Source organism: Streptococcus sp. IsoGale021 (genome assembly GCF_031142795.1).
Taxonomy (GTDB): Bacteria; Bacillota; Bacilli; order Lactobacillales; family Streptococcaceae; genus Streptococcus; species Streptococcus hominis.
Window position 1 is genome coordinate 1 of record NZ_JAKZJH010000005.1, and the last position, 19,371, is coordinate 19,371.

Consider the following 19,371-nt stretch of genomic DNA (forward strand, 5'->3'; position numbering starts at 1 on the left):
CAAAAATAAAAAAAGATTTTATTGCAAAAGCTATTGAAGAAAATTATCAAGACAAATTAGTACAAGTTAAGTAGTTTCTAATATGTCTCCTGTAATATTGCTACTATGATATCAAGCTTTAGCAGGAACCAGACTATGAATTCGAGAAAGTTCATCCTGCAGTCTTGTTTTTACATGCGCATTACGTTAAGTCTGTTGATCTATTATCTAAGCTAGATGTTGCTTATCAGGATATTCTTGTATTAGATGAGAATGATATTCAATTTATTGATTAAAATCTACCTAATCAACAATCACCCACTGAGAGATAAAATCTGCGAAGTTTACATATAAATAACTGTTTTAAACAAAGAACTGCAAGCGTTTTAAAGAAAAATCGGAAAAAGGATTGATAAAAACGAAAAGGTAGTATAGAATGGAATTATTGAGAAATAATATATTAAAAGGAGTCGTTATATGAACTACAAAGAAGTTTATGAACAATGGCTAAACAATGATTTCTTCGATGAAGAAACAAAAGCTGATTTGCTGTCTATTCAGGATGATGAAGCTGAAATCGAAGATCGATTCTACAAGGGTCTTGAGTTTGGGACAGCTGGTCTTCGTGGGAAATTGGGTGCTGGTACCAACCGCATGAATAAATACATGGTAGGAAAAGCAGCCCAAGCATTAGCTGAAACCTTGAAAGACCATGGTGAAGAAGCGATTAAAAGAGGTGTTGCAATCAGTTATGATGTCAGATATAAATCAAAAGAATTTGCTGAATTGACTTGCTCTATCATGGCGGCTCATGGAATTAAAACCTATATTTACAATGGCATTCATCCTACACCAATGTGCTCGTATGCAATTAGAAAATTGCACTGTAAAGCAGGAGTCATGGTAACGGCTAGTCATAATCCACAAGAATACAATGGCTATAAAGCGTATTGGGAAGAAGGTTCACAGATTTTAGATGACATTGCAGGACAAATTGCAGGTCATATGGATGAAATTGTGAATTTTGAAGACATCAAGTCCATTCCTTTTGAAGAAGCCTTGGAAAGCGGTCTTGCAAATTATATTGATGCATCTGTTGAAGAAGATTACTACCAAGAAGTTCTCAATTTAACGATCAATGAAGATGTTGATAAATCTATCAAAGTTGGCTATACGCCTTTGAATGGTACAGGAAATATTCCTGTCAGAGAAATTCTGAAGAGAAGAGGATTTGAAAATATTTTCGTCGTAAAAGAACAAGAATTTCCTGATCCAGATTTTACAACAGTTGGTTATCCAAATCCAGAATTTCCAAAAGCATTTGCTTACTCTGAAAAGCTTGGAAAAGAAAATAATTGTGACATTTTGATTGCCAATGATCCAGATTGTGACCGTGTTGCTCTGGAAGTAAGAGATGCGAATGGCGATTATATCTTTTTAAATGGAAATAAGATCGGTGCTTTGCTTGCTTATTACATCTTCTCTCAACGTTATGCCCTCAACAATTTACCTGAAAATCCTGTCATGGTGAAATCTATCGTTACAGGTGATTTATCTAGAGCAATTGCAAAGAAATATGGCATTGAAACAGTTGAGACTTTAACTGGATTTAAAAATATCTGTGGAAAAGCCAATGAATATGAACGCACCAAAGAAAAAACTTATGTGTTCGGTTATGAAGAAAGTATTGGCTTCTGCTATGGAACTTTTGTCAGAGACAAAGATGCTGTCAGTGCTTCTATGATGATTGTAGAAATGGCTGCTTACTTTAAAAAACAAGGTAAGACTTTGTTAGATGTTTTAAATGATATCTATGCAGAATTTGGATTTTATAATGAAAGACAGGTTTCGCTTGAGCTAGAAGGTGTAGAAGGTCAAGAGCGAATTGGTCGCATGATGGAAGAATTTAGAGAACATCCGTTGACAACAGTTGGAGCAATGGAACTTGAAAAAGTGATTGACTTTAAAGATGGCTATCTTGATTTTCCAAAACAAAACTGCTTGAAATATTACTTTAAAGATGGTTCATGGTATGCACTCAGACCGTCAGGTACAGAACCTAAAATCAAACTATACATCTATTCAATTGGTAAAGACGAAAAGGAAAGTGTTGAAAAACTCGATCTCATCGAAAAGGCTTGCCGAGAAAAAATGGATAGCGTGAAATAAGCACATATAAAAGAGTTTGGGACAAAAAGATTTCAATTTTTAAAAATCTTAATTATTAAGCCCTTCAAATCTATAATTAAATGCGAAAAGCGAACAAAGCAGAATTCTGATTACCAGAAAACTAGCTTTGTTCGCTTTTTATATTTGAGGTCGGACTTTTGTCCCAGCTTCTTTTTGCCTTTTAAAGACTGGTCGAATGTTTTGGCTGTATTTTTTGGTCGGGATAGATATAGTTCATAGCATTGTTGATAGCTGTAGGAGCTTCGCCTAGTCCTGTGGCTATCAAATCAATCTTTCCGTCGTAACTACAGCAATCTCCAGCAGCATAGATACCTGCGACAGAAGTTTCTTGTTTGCTATTGACGATAATCTTGTGGCGATTGAGTTCTAGTCCCCATTTTTTTAAGTTTCCAACAGATGATTTGAAGCCATAATTGACAAAAAGCTGATCAAGCGGCAAGAGCTCTGTTTCATTGCTTTTCACTTTAGTAATCTCAAGATGAGTGAGTTTGTTTCCATCGCCTATAAGTTGACTTGGGACAAATGGTGTTTTAATCGTGACAGTAGAAGCTTTTAGCTCATTGACACTGTGTTCTAAAGCACGGAAATTATCCCTGCGGTGAATGATGCTGGTCGGTGCAATCTTATCAAAAGCCAATGCCCAATCAACAGCAGAGTCACCACCGCCTAGAACGACAATATTTTGCCCAGCGTATTGATTGATATTTGACACGTGATAGTGAATGTTTTCAAATTGGTCTACATTTTCTAGCTCCAGCGGACGTGGTTTAAAAGCACCACCTCCCATAGCAATAAAAATGGCTTTTGAGATGTGTTCCCCTTTGCTAGTTGTTAAGGTAAATAATTCATCATTTTTTTCGATATCTAATACAGTCTCATTGAGATGTATGCTTGTTTCAAATGTTTTTACTTGATCAATCAAACGCTCAATCAATTCTTCACCTGTTAGATTGATAAAACCAGGAACATCCAGAATTTTCTTTTCAGGATAGAGAATGGCTGGCTGTCCACCGAGCTGAGGCAGCGAATCAATCAAATTTACTTTTGCTTGACGCATATGAGCATAAAAAGCAGCAAAAAGACCCACAGGTCCCCCACCAACAATCGTAATATCAAAAATTTCAGACATGATTTCTCCTTAAAATAGTAACGTATTTCTATTTTATCACAAAATGAGGAAAACGATAGAGAAATTGTGTTAGGACACGTGAATTATGTTACAATAGTTACAGATTATATTATTAAGGAGACATACATGCAAGCAGTTGCACATTTTATTGAAACATTTGTTCCAGAACATTATGATATTTTTTTAGATTTGAATCGGGAGCAAAAAACATTCACAGGTAAGGTTAGCATTAGCGGGGAAGCAAAGGGAGAAAAAATCTCTCTTCATCAAAAGGATTTGACAATCCAATCCGTTGAGGTAGCTGGCGAAGCTCGTCCTTTCTCTGTAGATAATGAAAATGAAGCAGTTTACGTTGAGCTTGGTCAAGCAGGAGTTGTTGAAGTAACGCTGACTTATACGGGTAAAATTACAGACAATATGACAGGGATTTATCCGTCTTACTATACTGTCAATGGAGTCAAAAAAGAAGTTCTTTCTACTCAATTTGAAAGTCATTTTGCACGTGAAGCCTTTCCAAGTGTAGATGAGCCAGAAGCAAAAGCTACGTTTGATCTTTCTTTGAAATTTGACCAAGAAGCAGGAGAAATCGCACTTTCAAATATGCCAGAAGTTGATGTAGAAAATCGAAAAGCAACTGGCATCTGGAAGTTTGCAACAACTCCTCGCATGTCGTCTTATCTTTTGGCGTTCGCGGCTGGTGATTTGCAGGGCGTTACAGCAAAAACGAAGAATGGTACCTTGGTCGGCGTGTACTCTACCAAAGCTCACCCTGCTTCAAATTTGGAATTTGCCTTAGATATTGCAGTTCGCTCTATTGATTTTTATGAAGAATACTACGGGGTAAAATATCCGATTCCTCAATCTCTGCATGTAGCTTTGCCAGACTTTTCTGCAGGAGCTATGGAAAATTGGGGCTTGGTCACTTATCGTGAAGTTTATCTTTTAGTAGATGAAAACTCAACTGTTACAAGCCGTCAGCAAGTAGCTCTTGTGATTGCTCACGAATTGGCTCACCAATGGTTTGGTAACTTGGTTACAATGAAGTGGTGGGATGACCTTTGGCTCAATGAAAGTTTTGCCAATATGATGGAATATGTCTGTGTGAATGCCATTGAGCCAACATGGAACATTTTTGAGGATTTCCAAACAGGTGGTGTCCCTCTGGCTCTAAAACGGGATGCGACTGACGGTGTTCAATCTGTCCATGTGGAAGTAAAACATCCAGACGAAATCAATACGTTATTTGACCCAGCGATTGTTTATGCTAAAGGAAGTCGTCTTATGCACATGCTTCGTCGTTGGCTAGGAGATGAAGATTTTGCAAAAGGCTTGAATGCTTATTTTGCAAAACACCAATACAGTAATACGATTGGTCGCGACTTGTGGAATGCTCTCGGTGCAGCTTCAGGGCGTGATGTGGCAGCCTTCATGGATTCGTGGTTAGAACAACCCGGTTATCCTGTTTTGACAGCGGTTGTGGAAGATGACACTCTCAAAATTTCTCAAAAACAATTCTTTATTGGAGAAAAAGAAGAAAAAGACCGTCTATGGGTTGTACCGTTAAATAGCAATTGGACAGGTATTCCAGATACTTTAGAAACCGAAACGCTTGAAATTCCGAATTATGCAGCTCTAGCAGCACAAAATGAAGGAGCGCTTCGCTTCAATACAGAAAATACTGCGCATTACATCACTGATTATCAAGGTGAATTGTTGGATAATATTTTGGCAACTATTACGAACTTGGATAATACAAGTAAGCTACAAGTGGTGCAAGAACGTCGTCTGTTGGCTGAAGCTGGTTCTGTTTCATTTGCAGACTTAATCCCAGTTATCGAAAAATTGACCAATGAAAAGTCTTATCTTGTAGTATCTGCTGTAAAGGCTGTACTAAATAGCTTGCGGACTTTTGTGGATGAAGGAACAGAAACAGAGGTTGCTTTCAAGAAATTACTCGTTAAGCTGAATCAAGCTAACTTTGACCGACTTGGATTTGAAGCGAAAGACGGTGAAACAGACGAAGATGAATTGGTTCGTCAAATTGTTGTAGCGAATATGATTGCGGCTGATGATGAAAAAGCTAGCCAAAAAGCTAGCCAAATTTTTGAAGCATATCAAGAAAACTTGGAAAAACTTCCAGCAGCCACTCGTTTGCAAATTTTGATTAACCAAATCAAACACCATGAGACAGCAGAATTGACTGATAACTATCTAGCAACCTACATTGCAACGGTTGATGGTAACTTCCAACGTCAATTGGCTTCGGCTCTGTCTTATACGAAGAGTGAAGCAACATTGACACGTCTTTTAAAAGAATGGAAAAATAAAGATGTTGTGAAGCCACAAGACTTGGCCATGAGTTGGTATCTGACTTTCTTACAACATGATTTTACTCAGGGAACGATTTGGACTTGGGCGCGTGAAAACTGGGATTGGATCAAGGCGGCTCTTGGCGGAGATATGAGCTTTGACAAATTTGTCATTTATCCAGCAAATATCTTTAAAACGCGTGAACGCTTGGCAGAATACAAAGCCTTCTTTGAACCACAATTGTCTGACTTGGCTATCAGCCGTAACATCAGCATGGGAATCAAAGAAATTTCCGCTCGTATTGATTTGATTGACAAAGAAAAAGCAGCTGTTGAAGCAGCGATCCAAGCTACTGTATAACAACTAAATGAAAAGAAAGGTTGAACGAAAATTTCAGCCTTTTCTTATTGCATTTTGCTGTTTTATTAAAAAAGTGATAGTTTTTGAAAGAAAATGCTTGACTTTGAAATAGAATGGTGTATAATAAGTCTGTAAACGATTGCAGGAAGGGGTGAGGTCTATCTTAAAATCAGAGCGCAAACAGGTGATTTTAGAAGAAATCAATCGTCATCAAGTTGTTTCTCTGGATAGCTTAGTTCGTTTGTTAAATACGTCTGAATCAACAGTGCGTAGGGATTTAGATGAATTGGAAGATGAAAGAAAGCTGCGCCGGATTCACGGTGGAGCAGAAAGCATTCATTTCCTTCAAGAGGAAGAAAGCAATCAAGAAAAATCTATCAAAAACGTTCAAGATAAATTGCGAATTGCTCAAAAAGCGGCGGAATTGATACAAGAACAGGATGTTATTTTTATTGATGCTGGAACGACAAATGAATTGTTAATCAATGAGCTTTCAAGCAAACATATGACGGTTGTAACCAACTCCATTCACCATGCTACAAAGTTAGTTGAGAAAAACATTCCAACGGTTATTATCGGAGGAGTTGTCAAAAGCTCAACAGATGCTAGTATCGGTGGTGTTGCTTTGAACCAAATTGGTCAGTTGAATTTCAATAAAGCTTTTATTGGTATGAATGGGATTGATGAAAATTTCTATACAACGCCTGATATGGAAGAAGGAGCAGTCAAGCGAGCGATTCTTGAAAACGCCAAACAGACTTATATCTTAGCTGACGCCTCAAAAATCGGTCAGACCTCTTTCGTGAAAGTCGCACCTATCAAACGTGCAAGTATTATTACCAGTGCTTGTGCCAGTGAGCAATTGGAAAAGATAAAAGAAAAAACGGAGGTTATTGAAGTATGATTTATACTGTTACGCTTAATCCTTCTATTGACTATATTGTCCGTTTGGATAAGGTCAATGTTGGAAGCGTGAATCGTATGGAGAGCGATGATAAATTTGCCGGTGGCAAAGGCATCAACGTCAGTCGTGTGCTCAAACGTTTGGGAATTGACAATACAGCGACTGGCTTTATTGGTGGCTTTACTGGAAAATTTATTACTGATACCTTGGAAAATGAAGCGATTGCGACAAAATTTGTCCAAGTGTCAGAGGATACGCGTATCAACGTCAAGATTAAAGCAGATGCTGAGACAGAAATCAATGGAACGGGTCCGACCGTCTCACCAGAGCAATTGGCAGCATTAAAAGATATTCTTTCAGGGCTGTCAGAGAAAGATACAGTTGTCTTTGCAGGGTCAAGCAATAAAAATTTAGGAAATGTCGTCTACAAAGAGTTAATTAGCCTGACGAGACAAACTGGCGCACAGGTCGTTTGCGATTTCGAAGGACAAACACTTATTGATTCACTGGAATTTCAGCCATTATTGGTTAAGCCGAATAACCATGAACTTGGTGATATTTTCGGAGTGAAGCTGGAAAAGCTGGATGAGATTGAGAAATATGCTCGTGAAATTCTAGCCAAGGGAGCCCAACATGTCATTATTTCTATGGCAGGCGACGGTGCGCTTTTGGTAACAAAGGACGGAGCTTATTTTGCAAAACCAATCAAGGGAATCGTAAAAAATTCTGTCGGAGCTGGTGACTCAATGGTTGCAGGCTTTACTGGCGAATTTGTCCGTTCAGGAAATGCTGTTGAAGCCTTCAAATGGGGAGTAGCTTGCGGAACGGCAACGACTTTCTCTGATGACTTAGCGACAGCTGATTTCATTAACGAAACATATGAAAAAGTAGAGGTAGAAAAAATATGAAAATTCAGGATTTACTGAGAAAAGATGTGATGTTGCTTGATTTACAAGCAACTGAAAAAACAGCTGCTATTGATGAAATGGTTCACAGTTTAGTTGACCACGGTTATGTAACGGATTTTGAAACATTCAAAGAAGGAATCTTGGCTCGTGAAGCTTTAACGTCAACAGGCTTGGGCGACGGGATTGCCATGCCACACAGTAAAAATGCCGCAGTCAAAGAAGCAACAGTGCTCTTTGCTAAGTCAAACAAAGGTGTGGATTATGAAAGTTTAGACGGGCAACCGACAGATTTATTCTTCATGATTGCTGCACCAGAAGGAGCGAATGACACTCACTTGGCTGCACTTGCAGAATTGTCACAGTACCTGATGAAAGATGGATTTGCAGACAAACTTCGTCAAGTAACTTCACCAGATGAAGTGATTGCATTATTTGACCAAGCATCTGAAAAAGCAGCAGAACCTACAACGGTAGCACCGGCAACCAAAGATGGTGATTTCCTTGTTGCGGTAACAGCATGTACAACGGGAATTGCACATACTTATATGGCGCAAGAAGCTCTTCAAAAGGTAGCTGCTGAAATGGGAGTTGGTATCAAGGTTGAAACCAACGGTGCTAGTGGTATCGGAAACAAACTGACCGCAGAAGATATTCAAAAAGCAAAAGCGGTTATTATTGCGGCTGATAAAGCTGTGGAAATGGATCGATTTGACGGTAAACCATTGATTAACCGCCCAGTTGCTGACGGTATTCGTAAGACAGAAGAGTTGATTAACTTAGCACTATCAGGAAAAGCAGAAGTGTATCATGCAGCCAATAAAAAAGCTGCCTCCTCTTCAACAAATGCAGCAGGTGGATTCTACAAACACTTGATGAGTGGTGTTAGCCAAATGCTTCCATTCGTTATTGGCGGTGGTATCATGATTGCGGTGGCATTCTTGATTGACCAAGCAATGGGAGTGCCAAAAGATCAATTAGCAAATCTCGGTACTTATCATGAGTTGGCAGCAATGTTTAAGAATATTGGTGGTTTGGCCTTTGGCTTTATGCTTCCTGTACTGGCTGGTTATATCGCTTATTCTATCGCTGAAAAGCCAGGTTTAGCACCAGGTTTTGTAGCAGGTAGTATGGCTTCAGCAGGTCTTGCTTTTGGTAAAATTCCATTTGCTGAAGGTGGGAAAGCAACTCTTGCACTTGCCGGTGTACCTTCTGGTTTCCTTGGAGCTCTAGTGGGTGGTTTCCTTGCAGGTTACGTTGTAAACTTCCTTAAAAAAACCTTGAGTGGTCTTCCAAAATCACTTGAGGGTATCAAGTCCATTCTACTTTATCCACTTTTAGGTACATTGCTAACTGGTTTCTTGATGCTGTTGGTAAATATTCCAATGGCCGCTATCAATACTGGCTTGAATAGTTTCCTAGAAGGCTTATCTGGTAGTTCAGCTGTCCTCCTTGGACTCGTTGTAGGTGGTATGATGGCTATTGATATGGGCGGTCCTTTCAACAAAGCGGCTTATATCTTTGGTACAGGAACTCTTGCTGCAACTGTTTCAACAGGTGGTTCAGTTGTAATGGCAGCAGTTATGGCTGGTGGTATGGTTCCACCTCTTGCAGTCTTTGTCGCAACCCTTCTATTCAAAGATAAATTCACCGAAGAAGAACGCAATTCAGGTTTAACAAACATTGTTATGGGTCTCTCATTCATCACGGAAGGTGCTATTCCATTTGGTGCTGCTGACCCTGCCCGTGCCATTCCAAGCTTTATGGTTGGTTCAGCTTTAGCAGGGGCACTTGTCGGCATGGCTGGTATTAAACTCATGGCACCGCACGGAGGTATCTTCGTTATTGCACTTACTTCAAATGCCCTTCTCTATATCATCTTCATCTTGATTGGCGCAATTGTAAGTGGTGTGTTATTCGGAGCGCTTCGCAAACCATTGAATAAATAATGATGAGTTTCATCGTTCTAGGAGTTGGAGAATAATTCTCTAGCTCCTTTTTTAATCTAAAAGAAAGAATGAAAGGAGATGATTTTCATACTGATTAAAATAGTCAGGCGCTGGAAAATATGTTATAATTTTAATAACGCATATTTTGAGGAGAAATGAAATGGAATTACAACGCGAAAAAGAATTTGTCAGTCAATATCACTATGACGCACGTAATTTAGAGTGGGAAAAAGAAAACGGAACGCCAGAAACGAAAGTGGATGTCAATTTTCAATTATTAAATCAAGATCAAGAAGGACAAGTGACTTCTATCGTTGTAATTGTGAGCTTTATGATTGTCTTTGATGCTTTTGTAATTAGTGGAACAATCTCACAAGTCAACCATATCATGGGACGAATTGTCAATGAGCCAAGTGAATTTGAGCAGGACGAAGTAGAACAACTTGCTCGTCCAAGTTTGTCCGTCTTAAATCGTTTGACCTATGAAGTAACAGAAATCGCCTTGGATTTACCAGGTATCAATTTGGAGTTTTAATGCATGAAATTAGCCGTAATTACTGATTCGTCAGCATATTTGGATAGCAAAGTCATCGAAAATGAGCATTTATTTGTCTTAGATATTCCCGTTAGTATTGACGGGGTTGAGTACATCGAAGGAAAGAATCTTTCTGCTAGCGAATTTTATCAAAAAATGGCAGCCTCTAGTGAATTGCCAAAAACTAGCCAACCGAGTATCGCTAGCTTAGTGAACACCCTGTCTTTAGTAGAAGGGCAAGGTTATACTCATGTCATTGGATTGTTTTTATCAAGTGGCATTTCTGGCTTTTATCAAAATATTCAGTATTTGAAAGATGAATTTCCAAGTTTAGAAATTGGTTTTCCAGATTCAAAAATCACAAGTGCGCCGCTTGGAATGATGGTGGAGCATATTTTGAATTGGGCTGAGCAAGGGTTAGCGTTTGAGCAAATTCTGAGCAATCTTGACGTTCAAATCAAAGGAATTGGCGCTTTTATCATGGTAGATGACTTAAATCATTTGGTAAAGGGCGGTCGTTTGTCGAACGGCGCTGCAATTCTGGGAAACTTGCTCAGTATCAAACCAATTCTTTACTTTAATGCCGAGGGTGTCATTGAGGTTTATGAAAAGATTCGTACCGAGAAAAAAGCTACGAAACGCCTAATTGAGATTGTTAAAGAGCAGACTGCACAGGGAAATTACCAAGTGGTGATTATTCATGGAAATGCTTTGGAAAAAGCAGAACATTTACATCAATTGTTGTTAGAAGATGGTATTTCCGGAGAGATTCCAATTGCGACATTTGGTAGTGTGATTGGAACTCACTTGGGTGCTGGAAGTATTGCCTTAGCTTATATTCCGATTGTTTAAGGAGAATTCCATGAGTATAAAGGTCATAATTGCTGGTTTCAAAGGAAAAATGGGACAAGCTGCTTATAACATGGTGACAGAAGATCCTGCTTTAGAGCCCGTTGGACTGCTTGATCCGTTCACTCCAGAAAGAGAAGTAGCTGGTGTTCCCGTTTTTAATCAGAAAGAAGATTTGAGTGGCGTAGAAGCGGATGTATGGGTTGATTTTACAACTCCTAAAGTAGCGTATGAAAATACTCGTTTTGCATTAGAGCATGGCTTTGCGCCTGTGGTCGGAACGACTGGATTTACATCGGATGAAATCAAAGAGTTAGTTGAGCTTTCTCGGCAAAAAGAGCTGGGAGGCTTGATTGCTCCTAATTTTGCTGTGGGAGCGGTTCTCTTGATGCAATTTGCAGCGCAAGCAGCTAAATATTTTCCAGATGTGGAAATCATTGAATTACATCATGATCAGAAAAAGGATGCGCCGAGCGGCACAGCGATTAAAACAGCTGAATTGATTAGCAAGGTTCGCCACAAGAAGCATCAGGGTGCAATGGATGAAAAAGAGTTATTACAAGGAGCGCGTGGTGCAGAAATGGACGGCATGCGTATTCATTCGGTTCGTTTACCAGGATTGGTGGCTCATCAAGAAGTCATCTTTGGCGGACAAGGTGAAGGACTGACACTTCGTCATGATTCGTACGATCGTAAGTCTTTCATGACGGGGGTGAATTTAGGTATTAAGGAAGTGGTCAAGAAAAAAGAGCTTGTCTACGGATTGGAATATTTATTATGAGATTAGAAAATCTGCCTTCTGAATTTCAGGAGGCTTTACCAGTATTAAAGAAGATTAAGAATGCCGGTTTTGAGGCGTATTTTGTCGGTGGTTCGGTCCGCGATGCTTTATTGAATCGACCGATTCATGATGTGGATATTGCAAGTTCCAGTTATCCAGAAGAAACCAAACGTATTTTTGAGCGAACGATTGATGTCGGAATTGAGCATGGGACAGTTTTAGTCTTAGAAGACAATCATGAATACGAAGTGACGACTTTTCGGACAGAGGATATCTATGTAGACTATCGCAGACCTAGCCATGTCACATTTGTTCGTTCTCTCGAAGAAGATTTAAAACGGCGCGATTTTACGATCAATGCTTTGGCTTTGGATGAAGCAGGGAATGTGATTGATTTATTTGCAGGGTTAGCTGATTTAGAAAATCAGATTTTACGTGCTGTAGGAACACCTTCGGAACGTTTCAACGAAGACGCTCTGCGCATTATGCGAGGATTTCGTTTTCAGGCAGCTTTAGGTTTTGACTTGGACACAGACACATTTCAGGCTATGAAACTGTGTTCGCCGCTATTAGAAAAAATTTCTGTGGAGCGGACTTTCATTGAATTTGACAAACTACTGACAGCGTCTTATTGGCGTAAAGGATTGAAAAGTCTGCTTGCCAGTGGTGCAACGGACTATTTACCTGACATGCGCAGCAGCCAATCACAATTGAAAACAATGTTTGATATTAAAGTAGATTTTCAATTTACGAGTTCAGAGCAAGCCTGGGCTACTCTTTTAATGGCTCTTCAAGTAAATAATGTTAAAAAATTCCTCAAACATTGGAAAACTTCAAATGAATTTCAAAAGCGCGTAGAGCAAATTGTCACGATTTATACTATCCGCCAAAGGCATTTTCTGGATAAGGAAGAATGCTATCGTTTTGAACTGGACCTGATGATACAAGCAGAAGAAATTCGTCAAGCACAGGGATTAGCGGTTGATTTTGAAAAAATTCATTCTACTTATGATTCACTAACGATTCATGATAAACATGAAATTGTCGTCAATGGTGGCCTGTTAATCAAAGAGTTTGGTTTTAAGCCGGGGCCTGCTTTAGGACAGCTCTTGACTGAGATTGAGACGGCTATTGTGAATGGTGTCTTGGATAACCGTCTGGAGGCTATTTTAGCTTTTGTAGAGGAGAGAAGATGAGTGACTTTATTGTTGAAAAGTTGACTAAAACGGTGGGAGATAAGACTGTTTTTAAAAATATTTCCTTTATTATTCATGATTTGGATCGGGTTGGCTTGATTGGGGTCAATGGAACTGGAAAAACGACTCTTTTGAATGTCCTGTCTGGAAAATCTGGATTTGACGGGGATGTCAATCCTTTTTCTGCTAAATCGGGCTATAAGATTGGTTACTTAACCCAAGAACCGCACTTTGATGACGACAAAACGGTACTAGATACGGTTTTATCTAGCAATCTGCGAGAAATGCAGCTCATTCGTGAGTATGAGCTATTGCTGTCTAACTATGATGAAAGCAATCAATCTCGTTTAGAGAAAATTATGGCTGAAATGGATGCTCTTCAAGCTTGGGAAATTGAAAGTCAAGTTAAGACTGTTTTGTCGAAGCTAGGTTTGAACGACTTATCTGCTAAGGTAGGCGACCTGTCGGGTGGTTTACGACGGCGCGTGCAATTGGCGCAAGTCTTGTTAGGAGACGATGACTTATTGCTCCTTGATGAGCCGACAAATCATTTGGATATTGATAGTATCGAATGGCTGACGAATTTTTTGAAGAATTCCAAAAAAACGGTTCTTTTCATTACCCATGACCGCTATTTTCTAGATCATGTTTCGACGCGGATTTTTGAATTGGACAGCGGAGATTTGCTTGAATATCAAGGAAATTATCAAGATTATGTTCGTTTGAAGGCAGAACAAGACGAGCGAGATGCTGCCCTTCTCCATAAAAAGCAGCAACTTTATAAGCAGGAATTATCCTGGATGCGCCGTCAGCCACAGGCCAGAGCAACCAAGCAGCAAGCTCGAATCAATCGTTTTCAAGATTTGAAAAAAGATTTATCTGATCAAGCGATTCAGACAGACTTAGAAATGAATTTCGAGACCAGTCGGATTGGGAAGAAAGTGATTGAATTTAAAGATGTGGACTTTGCTTATGGTGATAAGAAGATTCTTTCTCATTTCAATTTGTTAGTTCAAAATAAAGATCGGATTGGGATTGTGGGGGATAATGGTGTTGGAAAATCTACCTTGCTCAATCTAATTGCTGGGAAATTAGCACCTCAATCTGGTCAATTGATCATTGGTGAGACGGTTCGTGTGGCTTATTTCTCACAGCAAATTGAAGGGTTGGACGAATCCAAACGCGTTATTAATTTCTTGCAGGAAGTCGCAGAAGAAGTTAAGACATCTGTGGGGACGACATCTATTGCTGAACTGCTAGAACAATTTCTCTTTCCTCGCTCCACTCATGGAACTTTGATTGAAAAATTGTCTGGAGGAGAGAAAAAACGGCTTTACCTTCTCAAGTTATTGTTGGAAAAGCCGAATGTTTTGCTGTTGGATGAGCCAACCAATGATTTAGACATTACAACTCTGACGGTATTGGAGAATTTTCTGCAAGGTTTTGCTGGACCAGTCATTATAGTCAGCCATGATCGGTATTTTCTTGATAAAGTAGCAGATAAGATTTTAGCCTTTGAAGAGGGAATTATCAGAGAATATTTCGGCAATTATACTGATTATCTGGATGAAAAGGCGTTTGAGCTAGAGAGATCTGCCATTTCCCAACAACCTGAAAAGGAAAAAGTAGCTAAAGTGCGAGAGGAAAAGAAGCGCTTAAGCTACTTTGAAAAACAGGAGTGGGAGTCTATTGAGGGAGATATAGAGAAGCTTGAGGAGGAAATTGTAGCTATTGAGCGGGAAATGCAGGAATATGCTTCGGACTTCGGTCGACTCGCTAAACTTCAAAAAGAACTAGATGGCAAAAACGATTTACTTTTGGAGAAATATGAGCGCTACGAATACTTGAGCGAGCTAGTATAGAATTGACTGCTGCCTGTAATGTATGTTGAGTACGATTGCATTTTTAAACAAGGTCTATTTACAAGTCCTATAAAATTTGGTATAATACCAATTAATTAAATAAGAATCCGCAAGACTAGTAGCTTGGGGGAAGTTTGACAGGGAGAAGAGCCAGAGACTGAGAGCTCTTTAGATGGAATCTAGGTGAATTCACTTGCAAAAGGATTGAAAATTAAGGTCTGGAAAACCAGATAAAAACGGATGGTACCGCGTGTCAACGCTCCGCTTATGGAGTTTGGCATGCGGTTTTTATATTTGGAGGAATTATGTCAACCATTGAAGAACAATTAAATAAGCTTAGAGAAGAAACGCTGGCGTCGTTGAAAAAAATTTCAACTGAAAATGAAAAAGAAATGCAGAATCTGCGTGTTTCTGTCCTTGGAAAGAAAGGCTCTTTAACAGAAATTTTAAAAGGTATGAAAGATGTCTCTGCTGATATGCGTCCGATTATCGGGAAACATGTCAATGAAGCACGAGATGTGTTGACTGCTGCTTTTGAAGAATCGGCAAAGTTACTGGAAGAACAAAAAGTTGCCAATCAGTTGGCGAGTGAGTCTGTAGACGTCACCCTTCCCGGCCGGAAAATTTCTGCTGGGAATCGTCATGTTCTTAGCCAAACAAGTGAAGAAATTGAAGATATTTTCATCGGTATGGGCTATCAAGTCGTAGATGGTTTTGAAGTTGAAACAGACTATTACAACTTTGAGCGAATGAATTTACCAAAAGACCACCCAGCACGTGATATGCAGGATACTTTCTACATTACAGAAGAAATTTTGCTGCGTACTCATACCAGCCCAGTTCAAGCTCGTGCTATGGACGCTCATGATTTTTCTAAAGGGCCTCTAAAAATGATCTCGCCAGGGCGTGTGTTCCGACGGGATACGGACGATGCGACGCATTCTCATCAATTTCATCAAATTGAAGGTTTAGTTGTCGGAAAAAATATTTCTATGGCAGACCTTCAAGGGACATTGCAGCTCATTGTGCAAAAGATGTTTGGGGAAGACCGCAGCATTCGTCTGCGTCCATCTTACTTCCCGTTTACAGAGCCATCTGTTGAGGTGGATGTTTCTTGCTTCAAATGCGGTGGGCAAGGCTGCAATGTCTGCAAAAAGACTGGCTGGATTGAAATTATGGGAGCTGGAATGGTGCACCCTCGTGTCCTTGAAATGAGTGGCATTGATGCTGATGTTTATTCTGGCTTTGCTTTTGGACTGGGTCAAGAACGGGTGGCTATGCTGCGCTACGGTATCAATGATATTCGTGGATTCTATCAAGGTGATGTTCGTTTTTCAGAACAATTTAAATAAATGCTATGTTAGTAAAAGTAAAAGAAAAACAGGTTGAAGTTCTACGAGAACTGGAAGTGCAAACTTATCAAGAAACTTTCGGCCCTTATATCAAAGTGGAAGATATGCAAGATTATTTTACTCATGAACTCTCCCTTGAGCAGATTCAGAAGGATTTGGCGCAAGTAGAGTCGGAGACTTATTTTGCACTAGATGAGAAAGAAAAGATTGTTGGCTTTCTCAAATTTAACTGGGGGCAAGCACAGACTGAGCCAGTAGAATCAGAACACTCAATGGAGAATGCTTTTGAGGTTCATCGGATTTATGTTTTGAAACCTTATCAAGGACAGGGCTTCGGCAAGGAAATGTTTAATTTTGCCATGCAAGAAGCTACTAAACGAAAGTTTTCGTGGATTTGGCTAGGTGTTTGGGAAAAGAATTTCAAAGCGCAAAACTTTTACTTTAAATATGGTTTTGAACGTTTTAGTGAGCATGAGTATGCGACTGGTGAAACGGTTGATATTGACTGGCTCATTCGGAAAGAATTAAATTAAGCGAAAAAGCACTTGGCTTGGGCACTTGTCCCAGCCTCAAAAAGAAAGGAAGTAATATGAGGCAAAATTTTTGAGCAGAAACAATAGTTCTCAAAGATTTCTATGCACTCATATAGATGAATTATGCTAGTAAGTTATAAATGGTTAAAAGAACTAGTTGACGTAACTGTTCTGAGTGAAGAATTAGCTGAAAAAATGTCAACGACAGGGATTGAAGTAGAAGGGGTCAGCTCTCCTGCTGAGGGATTGTCAAAAATTGTAGTTGGTGAAGTGATTAGCTGTGAAGATGTAGCTGAAACACATCTCCATGTCTGTCAAGTGAATGTTGGAGAAGAAGCGTTTCGACAAATCGTTTGCGGCGCTCCAAATATACGAGCAGGAATCAAGGTTATGGTAGCTCTTCCAGGAGCTCGTATTGCAGATAATTATAAGATTAAAAAGGGAAAAATCCGTGGTTTAGAATCCCTTGGAATGATTTGTTCTCTTGGAGAATTAGGCATTTCGGACTCGGTTGTTCCAAAAGAATTTTCTGATGGCATTCAAATCCTGCCAGAAGAAGCTGTGCCGGGGGATTCCGTTTTTCCTTACCTTGACTTAGATGATGAAATTATTGAGCTTTCTATCACACCGAACCGTGCAGATGCGCTTTCAATGCGTGGAGTAGCGTATGAGGTAGCAGCTATCTACGACAAGTCAGTTCATTTTAAAGATTTTCCGTTGTTGGAAACACAAGATCAAGCTGGAGAACAGCTCTCTGTTGCGATTGAAACGGACAAGGCGCCTTTTTATGCAGCACGTATTTTGGAAAATGTAACCATTGCTCCAAGTCCGCAATGGCTTCAAAATCTGCTGATGAATGCAGGGATTCGTCCTATCAACAATGTAGTAGATGTGACAAATTATATTCTACTTTACTTTGGACAACCAATGCACGCCTTTGATTTAGATACTTTTGAGGGCAATCAAATTGTGGTGCGCAAAGCGCATGTGGGTGAAAAATTAGTAACTCTTGATGACGAAGAGCGCGACTTAGAGACGAGCGATCTTGTGATTGCGGTAGCAGATAAGCCAGTCGCTCTTGCTGGTGTCATGGGTGGAGCTGCAACAGAAATTTCTCCTCAATCAAGGCGTGTAGTGCTTGAAGCAGCAGTTTTTGACGGAACTTCTATTCGTAAGACAAGCGGGCGTCTCAATCTTCGTTCAGAATCATCTTCTCGTTTTGAAAAAGGAATTAACCTAGCGACAGTAACAGAAGCTCTAGATGCTGCGGCTAGTATGATTGCAGATCTTGCAGGTGCAACGGTACAAGCCGGTATCGTCTCAGCAGGTCAAGTGGACACATCAGATGTTGAAGTTGTTTCAACATTGGCAGATGTCAATCGTGTACTTGGAACGGAATTAACTTATACAGATATTGAAGATGTTTTCCGCCGTCTTGGTTTTGGTCTTACTGGCAATGCAGAGGAATTCACAGTCAGCGTACCACGCCGTCGTTGGGACATTCATATTGAAGCAGACCTTTATGAGGAAATTGCGCGTATCTATGGTTATGATAAATTACCAGCAACTCTTCCAAAAGGTGACGGAACAGCTGGTCAATTGACAGAAACCCAAAAACTTCGTCGCAAAGTTCGTACAGTTGCAGAAGGTGCTGGTTTGACAGAAGTTATCACCTATGCTTTGACCACTCCTGAAAAAGCTGTGCAATTCAGCACCAACCCAAGTAACTTGACAGAGCTGATGTGGCCGATGACAGTAGATCGTAGTGTCCTTCGTCAAAATATGGTAGCTGGCATTTTGGATACCGTTGCCTATAATGTAGCACGTAAAAATAAGGACTTGGCTCTGTATGAAATCGGAAAAGTCTTCGAGCAAAAGGGGAATCCACAGGAAGAATTGCCAACTGAAATTAACAGCTTTGCCTTTGCTTTGACAGGTTTGGTTACTGAAAAGGATTTTCAAACATCTGCTATACCAGTTGATTTCTTTTATGCAAAAGGAATTCTGGAAGCACTTTTTGACCGTCTGGGTCTAAAAGTAGAGTACACAGCGACGCAAGCATTAACTAGTATGCATCCAGGTCGTACAGCGACTGTTTCACTAGACGGACAAGTCATTGGTTTTGTCGGTCAAGTTCATCCAGTAACTGCTAAGGATTATAATATCCCAGAAACGTATGTAGCAGAAATCAACTTGACAGCGATTGAACAAGTAATTCAACCAGCAAAACCATTTGTAGAAATTACCAAATTCCCAGCTGTAACACGTGATATAGCACTGCTTCTTAAAGCAGAAATCAGTCACAAAGAAGTCGTTGAAGCTATTGAGGCTGCTGGTGTGAAACGCTTGACAGATATCAAATTATTTGATGTCTTCTCAGGTGAAAAACTTGGGCTTGGTATGAAGTCCATGGCTTACACCTTAACTTTCCAAAATCCAGAGGATACTCTGGAAGATGAGGAAGTAGCTCGTTATATGGAAAAAATCCAAAAGTCTCTTGAAGTAACGATTGGTGCAGAAGTGCGGTAAGACATGAA

Annotated in this window: 14 protein-coding genes; 13 read left to right on the forward strand and 1 reads right to left on the reverse strand. The window is 39.8% G+C overall.

Translation table 11 applies throughout. The features are described from left to right. The first annotated feature begins 456 nt into the window (after nucleotides 1-456). Nucleotides 457-2,148 carry a phospho-sugar mutase gene (locus RG565_RS04920; RefSeq protein WP_247937114.1) on the forward strand — a complete coding sequence of 564 codons (1,692 nt, stop codon included), beginning with the start codon at nucleotides 457-459 and terminating at the stop codon, nucleotides 2,146-2,148. A 181-nt stretch (nucleotides 2,149-2,329) separates the two neighbouring features. On the opposite strand, the gene RG565_RS04925 is transcribed toward RG565_RS04920, so the two are convergent. Continuing rightward, nucleotides 2,330-3,298, reverse strand: a complete 969-nt coding sequence (locus tag RG565_RS04925) for an NAD(P)/FAD-dependent oxidoreductase (RefSeq protein WP_247937115.1) — start codon at nucleotides 3,296-3,298, stop codon at nucleotides 2,330-2,332. Between the two features lie 126 nt (nucleotides 3,299-3,424). Between RG565_RS04925 and RG565_RS04930 the strand changes: the two genes are divergently transcribed. From RG565_RS04930 to pheT, 12 genes are all read left to right on the forward strand, one after another. Beyond that, the gene (locus RG565_RS04930) at nucleotides 3,425-5,968 is read left to right on the forward strand and encodes a M1 family metallopeptidase (RefSeq protein WP_247937116.1); all 2,544 of its coding nucleotides are present in this window, start codon (nucleotides 3,425-3,427) and stop codon (nucleotides 5,966-5,968) included. Nucleotides 5,969-6,128: 160 nt separating this feature from the next. After that, a complete protein-coding gene (locus tag RG565_RS04935) occupies nucleotides 6,129-6,872 on the forward strand; it encodes a DeoR/GlpR family DNA-binding transcription regulator (RefSeq protein WP_070671076.1) in 744 nt (247 codons plus the stop codon). Then, nucleotides 6,869-7,780 carry a 1-phosphofructokinase gene (pfkB, locus tag RG565_RS04940; protein WP_247937117.1) on the forward strand — a complete coding sequence of 304 codons (912 nt, stop codon included), beginning with the start codon at nucleotides 6,869-6,871 and terminating at the stop codon, nucleotides 7,778-7,780. The genes RG565_RS04935 and pfkB overlap by 4 nt, the downstream gene beginning before the upstream one ends. Continuing rightward, on the forward strand, nucleotides 7,777-9,726 hold the full coding sequence (locus RG565_RS04945; protein ID WP_247937118.1) for a fructose-specific PTS transporter subunit EIIC: 1,950 nt from the start codon (nucleotides 7,777-7,779) through the stop codon (nucleotides 9,724-9,726). Before pfkB ends, RG565_RS04945 begins: the two co-directional genes overlap by 4 nt. 160 nt (nucleotides 9,727-9,886) lie before the next feature. Then, nucleotides 9,887-10,261, forward strand: coding sequence for a DUF1149 family protein (locus tag RG565_RS04950; RefSeq protein WP_144208069.1), 375 nt, complete (start codon nucleotides 9,887-9,889; stop codon nucleotides 10,259-10,261). Nucleotides 10,262-10,264: 3 nt separating this feature from the next. Then, the gene (locus RG565_RS04955) at nucleotides 10,265-11,113 is read left to right on the forward strand and encodes a DegV family protein (protein ID WP_247937119.1); all 849 of its coding nucleotides are present in this window, start codon (nucleotides 10,265-10,267) and stop codon (nucleotides 11,111-11,113) included. Nucleotides 11,114-11,123: 10 nt separating this feature from the next. Continuing rightward, complete coding sequence (gene dapB, locus RG565_RS04960; protein ID WP_247937120.1) at nucleotides 11,124-11,891, forward strand: 4-hydroxy-tetrahydrodipicolinate reductase; 768 nt, start codon at nucleotides 11,124-11,126, stop codon at nucleotides 11,889-11,891. Next, nucleotides 11,888-13,087: a CCA tRNA nucleotidyltransferase gene (locus tag RG565_RS04965; protein WP_247937121.1), complete on the forward strand. Its 1,200-nt coding sequence runs from the start codon at nucleotides 11,888-11,890 to the stop codon at nucleotides 13,085-13,087. The genes dapB and RG565_RS04965 overlap by 4 nt, the downstream gene beginning before the upstream one ends. Then, entirely contained in the window at nucleotides 13,084-14,949 is a 1,866-nt protein-coding gene (locus tag RG565_RS04970) for an ABC-F family ATP-binding cassette domain-containing protein (RefSeq protein ID WP_247937122.1), read from the forward strand. Before RG565_RS04965 ends, RG565_RS04970 begins: the two co-directional genes overlap by 4 nt. Nucleotides 14,950-15,254: 305 nt before the next feature. Continuing rightward, entirely contained in the window at nucleotides 15,255-16,301 is a 1,047-nt protein-coding gene (gene pheS, locus RG565_RS04975) for a phenylalanine--tRNA ligase subunit alpha (protein WP_049533066.1), read from the forward strand. Between the two features lie 5 nt (nucleotides 16,302-16,306). Next, nucleotides 16,307-16,834: an N-acetyltransferase gene (locus tag RG565_RS04980; RefSeq protein WP_247937123.1), complete on the forward strand. Its 528-nt coding sequence runs from the start codon at nucleotides 16,307-16,309 to the stop codon at nucleotides 16,832-16,834. Between the two features lie 123 nt (nucleotides 16,835-16,957). Beyond that, nucleotides 16,958-19,363: a phenylalanine--tRNA ligase subunit beta gene (pheT, locus tag RG565_RS04985; protein ID WP_247937124.1), complete on the forward strand. Its 2,406-nt coding sequence runs from the start codon at nucleotides 16,958-16,960 to the stop codon at nucleotides 19,361-19,363. Nucleotides 19,364-19,371 lie beyond the last annotated feature (8 nt).